Origin of the sequence: Variovorax ginsengisoli, from assembly GCF_030486595.1 — a bacterium.
Classification (GTDB): domain Bacteria; phylum Pseudomonadota; class Gammaproteobacteria; order Burkholderiales; family Burkholderiaceae_C; genus Variovorax; species Variovorax ginsengisoli_B.
In genome coordinates, this window is record NZ_JAUJZH010000066.1 from 1 (window position 1) to 5,410 (window position 5,410).

The 5,410-nt window shown below is 59.6% G+C and carries 5 protein-coding genes; 1 reads left to right on the forward strand and 4 read right to left on the reverse strand.

The window, feature by feature from the left end; translation table 11 throughout:
* The 3 genes from QZH52_RS38325 to QZH52_RS38335 all read right to left on the reverse strand — a co-directional run.
* Positions 1 to 859, reverse strand: an 859-nt coding sequence (locus QZH52_RS38325) for an IS110 family transposase (RefSeq protein ID WP_301816501.1), incomplete at its 3' end; no start/stop codon positions are given.
* 92 nt (positions 860 to 951) lie between these two features.
* The gene (locus QZH52_RS38330) at positions 952 to 1,353 is read right to left on the reverse strand and encodes a hypothetical protein (protein ID WP_301816502.1); all 402 of its coding nucleotides are present in this window, start codon (positions 1,351 to 1,353) and stop codon (positions 952 to 954) included.
* A 513-nt stretch (positions 1,354 to 1,866) separates the two neighbouring features.
* Positions 1,867 to 2,136, reverse strand: coding sequence for a hypothetical protein (locus QZH52_RS38335; protein ID WP_301816503.1), 270 nt, complete (start codon positions 2,134 to 2,136; stop codon positions 1,867 to 1,869).
* Positions 2,137 to 2,479: 343 nt separating this feature from the next.
* Between QZH52_RS38335 and QZH52_RS38340 the strand changes: the two genes are divergently transcribed.
* Positions 2,480 to 2,764 carry a hypothetical protein gene (locus tag QZH52_RS38340; RefSeq protein ID WP_301816504.1) on the forward strand — a complete coding sequence of 95 codons (285 nt, stop codon included), beginning with the start codon at positions 2,480 to 2,482 and terminating at the stop codon, positions 2,762 to 2,764.
* 42 nt (positions 2,765 to 2,806) lie between these two features.
* On the opposite strand, the gene QZH52_RS38345 is transcribed toward QZH52_RS38340, so the two are convergent.
* Entirely contained in the window at positions 2,807 to 5,368 is a 2,562-nt protein-coding gene (locus QZH52_RS38345; protein WP_301816505.1) for an RHS repeat-associated core domain-containing protein, read from the reverse strand.
* Between the last annotated feature and the right edge of the window lie 42 nt (positions 5,369 to 5,410).

Sequence of the window (5,410 nt, forward strand, 5' to 3'; positions counted from 1 at the left end):
ATGCGAGATCACCGAGCTTCGTACTTCCACTTCCATCGTTTGCTCCTTGGAGTTGATGGGTGAGGAAAATTCGACGACCACAGATGGGGATTATTGGAAGACCACTGACACGCAGCTGGGTCAGGTGCGCCACCAGCGGCTGCTTGCCAGTTTCGACCTCCAGACGCCGTTCAGCTTCCAACGCCTTCACCTGCTGCTTGACCAGCGACAGCCGTGCGCTCTGGCGTTCGATTTCGGCACGCAACACGGGCGGCACCTCCTCGCGATGACGCGCCCACCAGCTTGCCCAATCCCGCCCGCCGATGACGGCGTTCGGACGCAGGTTGTGCAGCACGAGCAGGGAGCCGATGCGGTTCATGTGTGCCGTGCGCTCCGTCGTCAGCCGGGCGAGTTCGCGATGCGTGCGGCGCGCGTCTTCGTCCTCAGGCGTCGGTTCCCGCAGCACCGACCAGACGCGTTCGCCACCGTGGTGGCGCAGCAGCATCGCCAGCAGCTTGTCGCCGTCGAGGCGGTCGGTCTTGGCCCGCCTGGCGCGTCGGTTCACCTCGATGCTCGCGGCGTCGACCACGATGTTGTCGACGCCTTGCTGAACCAGCCAGCGGTGCAACCACCAGCCGTCGCGACCTGCCTCATAGCAGGAATGAGCCTTGCACTGCGGCTCAAGCTTGCAGCGCTCCGCGGCCTTGCGGATGCAATCGGCGACCGCTGTCGTGTCGCCCGCGTCGACGTTGTAGCGGCTCGGGCCACGACATCCATCGCTGGCCGTCACCTTCCAGTTCTTGTCGCCCAACTCGAAGCTGATGTACAGCTCGCCGGCCTTCGCCGTATCCTTGCCTGGTAGGACTGTCTGGGTCGTCATTTCCGTCTCCTTGTCTAGAGGTTGGGAATCCCGTTCTAACTAAACGGGGCTGACTCGGGTAGTCCTACATAGCATCTCATGGCCGGACGCGGTCACGGCTTGCCGGCGGCTGGTGAAGCCGGGCCGTAAACCTCATAGATGCGTTGGCCGCACGCATTCGCAACGGTTGCAAGCTCTGCGACGAAGTCCATCCATTCCGCGTCCATGCTCTTGACGTATCGGTCACCCCAAGCCTTTGGATTGCACATGTCGATTGTCATCTCGCAAACGCTTTGCGCCATCGACGGGGTTTGAGCGGCCAGGACGGCATCTCGGACCGTCGCATAGATGTCCTGTGCGTCGGGCGCGGAGCGCAAAACTGCGACTTTCTCGAGAAGAGGGCTGAGCTCAGGAATTCTCATTCGATTGCTGTCGGGGTGAATCTTTGGCTGACTGTAGCCTCGCGCATCATCGTAGGGGCTTCTGCCAGCGCCAAACTGAACGACCGTGACCAACTTCCGGTCTTGGCCGACTGTAGCCTGTTGCAGTCGTTGGAGCTTCGGGCCACCGTGCAGACGTCGCACTTTCTCGAAAGCAGTCCTTCGCAGCGCCTGCTCGGCACGGTTTTCAGCCAGCGCCCACCTATTCAGAACCCGCAGGAACAAGCTCGACCAGTGCGCTCAGCAAGGCGATGTGCACGATGAGTACCAAGGGCAAGAAGATTGCCCAATCGACGTACCAGGCGTTCCCGAAAAGCCGCGCTAAAAGACTGCGAGGTATCCAGAGGAGGAACAGTCCGATGATTCCCTCCCACGTCGTTACGGTCCCCACGTTGCTAGTCAAATTGGCATGGCAGTTGCCACAAGTGAAGCGTCTCGCAAAATACGCCTTCAGCGACATGGCACGGCAGATTGGACATGCAAGCATCAAGTCTTCCCTTTCAGCGTATCAGGCGTCAAGTTCACGTCCGCTGTGGAGCACATCGACCATCGTCTGCGACCGTCCGCTCCTGGCCGATGGAAGTCATGCTATCGGCGTAAAAGCACCCAGTACCAAATCGCGTACAGAGCAATGACGAAAATCGCCAGCCCCTGTGCGCGGCGGCAGAGTTTCTTGCCTTCGTCGTCGTAGTTTTCGGTGGCGAACGACCACCAGAACAACCAGCCTACGGAACGGTCCGAAGCGGAAGCACTGTCTTTCAGATGCCCACGGGCCCGCAGGCCTAGCGCGGCGTACCCGACGCCAGCCATCAGCGATGCCAGAACTAAAAGCGCCAGCGCGACGTTCTGCATGTTCAAGTCGGTTGCCTCCGAGGTCTGCTTCTGGCCGACTGTAGCCTGTCGGCCAGGCGCTTCGGGCCCGTAGTGGCTGGCGGACGACGGCGGCTCGATAGCCCGGCGTTCGATCGTCCCGTCGACTCAACAGAACCCACCGAAACCTCTCTGTAGATCTGCTATTGAGATAACTCGTCTTATCGCGATAGCAAGATTTTTGGGCTAAAAACCGGACTCACGAACACAACGTGCGCGAGCGACATTTGGCGAACACTTTCGTGACAAGAAACTTGGCACAAAACTGATACCTCGGCCATCCATTCTTGTTTAAAAGTCAAGGACGTGGACCTGATTGTTGAGGATCACATTGCTGAAATTCGACGGCCAGGCAGGTAGCTGCGGAAGTAGTTGTAGCTTATTGGAGTTGCTTTACGCCGAGAATCACCAAGCTGGAGCAAACAATGAGAGATGCCATGCTGAGAACAATCCCGCGCATCAGCCGCTTTTCCTCATCGTTAAGCAACCTGGGAACGGCAGCGGCGAATACTCCAAGAAAGTCCTTCGCATGATCGACGGAAGTATATTTTTTCTTTCTCTTGAAGATCACCCATCGGACACAAAAATAGGCGAGGAATACGAGGGAGATAGCTGAAGGGAGAAGCATTAAGACAGAAATTAATTGAACCATAAACGTCTACCTATTTAGCAACCTTGAAACGAGGGGAACTAGATCCTTTCGAATCGATAGCGTACTCGAAGACTGCCCAGAGACAGATATGCCAAGTTGAGGACCTAGTGAGATGCCAGCTCCGGCAACCCCGTTCTCATCTCTCTGGATAGAGCCGCCCAGGCCCTTATAGCCCGCTTGGAAATTCTGCTGATAGCTCTTGTCGTTCGTGCAGAAGTCTCCGCTCTGAAGTCCCACATCAATGCTCGCGCGGCCCATCATTTTTCCGGCGCCAAGAAGTGGAATATCGGCATTGACGATAAGTCCAGCATCCCACTGACCATTAAGATACGAAATGCCAAGAGAGTGCGTGGCGCCTCCGACGAAGGGGATGCGCACGTTGCCGCCCACCGTGAGCATGAGCAGGCCAGTTGGATCAACCTCCTTCAATGGATTTGCATCCACGTAGGTGAACCGATTCCACCCACCATCGAGGCCGATCGGGTCCGGTTGGCTGTAGCGCCCGGTGGTAGGACTGTACGAACGGTAGTAGTTGTAGAACAAGCCGCTTTCCTTGTCAGCCATCTGACCCGGATAACGCAATTTGAACTCCAGATCCCCGAGACCCGGAGCAACTTCCGCGAACTTCCTGCTCGCCAAGGTCGGTTGCGCATCACCAAACGCCGAGTACTTCCACTGCCAGACCAACTGGTTGTCCATGTTCGTCAGTAGCCTGGGCGTGTTCAAGTGGTCTGACGTCACCGCATAACGCGCCGTCGCCGTGTTGGCCATGACCGGGATCGGCCCATTCGCCGTGGGCATCCAGAAATAGAACCATTCACCGGCGCTGTTCGCTCCGCCGGTCCCCAGTTCGCCCATCAGGGAACCGTCTTCGTCGTAGGCGTACGCATAGCCCAAGCTATCGTTTGGTGTGACTGTTGGCGCCCACATCGAGGTGAAGAACGCGATGAGGGACTGCATGAAAGTCAGGTCACTTTCGTCGCCCTCGGAAGGGGGATACTGTGGCTCGGTCTTGAAGACGCGTTGGCCCAGCGCGTTATGCACGTAGCGAGTCGTTGGCGACGCGTCACTGGCGCCGGTGGTGACGGCGCCAAGTCGTCCTTCGGCGTCGTAGGTGAAGCTTCGCAGGCCGTCATTGACCATGTCGCCGTTGGCGTTGTACCCATAGCTCACGTTAGTGCTCGCACCGCCGGTCGTTTGCGCAAATCCAAGCACGCGGTTCCCACCGCCCTGAACGCTGTATGTGCGGCTGGAGGTCTGCCCCCCGACGGTCTGTGAACTGCTCAAGCGGTTGCCGTTGGCGTCGTAGCTGAAGCTAGCGGTGTCACCGGGCGCATCCAAGCTGACGACGCGCCCCGCGGCGTCGTAGCCCGCGCTCCATGTCACCAACGCACTGCTCACCGCGGTGTTCGGATCGGATGGATTGTCAGGCTTTGCAAGCCGTTGGGTCAGTGCCTGCACGCGACCGGCTGCGTCATAGGTGTACTGCAGAACAGGTTGGCCGCCGGTGTAGACACTCGTCAGCCGGCCGGCCGTATCGTAGGTCCTTGTTGTCGAAACATTCGTTCCCACCAGGCCCATGAAGTTTTCGCCAAAAGCCCAGGTCCAGCCGGTGGGCTGGCCCATCGGATTCCAAGTGATGTTGGTGATCTGCGGAACGCCGAGAAAATCGATTCGCACCAGGCGGCCCGTCGCGTCATAGACGTACTGGGTAGGGTTGCCGCCCGGGTTGATCATGCTCTCCAGCAATCCAGCGGCGTTGTAGCTGTACTGGATGCTCCCGCTCACGCCGTTTGGCATGGCCTGGCTCTTCTGAACAACACGGCCGAAGACATCACGCTTGTAGGTTGTGATGCCTGAGCGATCCTGCATTTCGGACAGATAGCCCTTGCTGGCGTTGGGAGCGCCCGCTGCGTTGTAGGTACTCCCCCCGAGGTCGTAGCGCAGCGTGGTGGTCTTGCCATCGGCGAAGCTCAGGCTGGTCGGCCGGCCGAGCGCGTCGCGCTGGATCTGGGTGGCCTGGCCCAGGGCGTCGACGATCTGGCTGGGCAGCCCGAGGCTGTCGTACTGGGTGCCTCGGGTGCCTATGTCCGCGCTGGCCTCACTGGTGGCATTGCCCAGCGCGTCACGAGCGTAGGTGGTGGCCACGCCCTTGAAATCCTTGGCCTGGGTGACGGCGTCCAGGGCGTTCCAGGCCAGGGTGGCCGTGGCGTTGGCGGCATTGGTGATGGACTTGACACGGCGCAGGCCGTCCAGGCCGTACTGCGTGCTCTGGTTCAGGCCATTGGTCGCGGTGACGAGTTCGCCGTTGGCGTCGTAGGCGAAGGTGTTGGTCTGGTTCGGGCCGTCCGTCTTCGAGTACAGGCGATTGATGTTGTTGACGCTGCGCACGGCGGCCCACGCCACGGCACCGGACGCATCCTTGACCTGCTCGGCGGTGCGGTTGCCCATGCCGTCGAGCGTGAAGGTGCCTTGTTCGCCCCGGTTGTTGCTCCAGCCGTGTCGGCGCCGGTTGAACTTTGACCCACCCTGCCGGTTGAACTTTGACCCGGGGATGGAAGCCGGCATCGTGGTTGCCGACTGTGGATAACTGTAGCTGTTTCCTCCTTT

Coding starts and splice junctions, on each gene's coding strand:
- QZH52_RS38345 (WP_301816505.1), bottom strand. CDS start 5,368: ATGCCGGCTTCCATCCCCGGGTCAAAGTTCAACCGGCAGGGTGGGTCA.